The following is a 451-nucleotide window of genomic DNA, read 5'->3' on the forward strand; positions in this document are numbered from 1 at the left end:
TGGTACAACGAAGCCGTCCACCCGGAAGGATTCAAGGAAATGGTGTCGTTCTTCGCGGAAGCCGAAGCCTATCCGTTCACCTTGATCACGCAAAACGTCGTCAACGACATCATTACGGAGGAAACCGACAAGCTTTGGTACTCGGGGCAGTCCGTCGACGACACGTTGGCCAACATTGAGAAGAGAGCGAATGCAGAGCTTGCAAAATAACAGGACGGGGCCCAGGTGCGCTGCCCGGGCTCCCTTCCAAAGGGGTGGAACGCGATGAATGCGGAGAACAGCCTGATGGAACCGAGAGTCGATGCCCGGCAGCTGGCGCATGCAGGCGGCCAAACGAGCGCGCTCAAACGATTGTTTCACAAGGACGGCACCTGGGCGTTTCTGCTGCTGCTGCCCAACCTGCTCGGCTTTCTGGCATTTACTCTGATTCCCGTATTTGCTTCCTTTTTTC

The 451-nt window shown here is 56.3% G+C and carries 2 protein-coding genes; both read left to right on the top strand.

The window, feature by feature from the left end; translation table 11 throughout:
* On the top strand, positions 1–210 hold a 210-nt coding region (locus AC2JF9_RS09225; RefSeq protein ID WP_500727173.1), incomplete at its 5' end, for a hypothetical protein.
* 54 nt (positions 211–264) lie between these two features.
* The coding region (locus AC2JF9_RS09230; protein ID WP_500727175.1) for a hypothetical protein at positions 265–451 on the top strand (187 nt) is incomplete at its 3' end.

The organism is Lactobacillus sp. C449L (genome assembly GCF_059900815.1).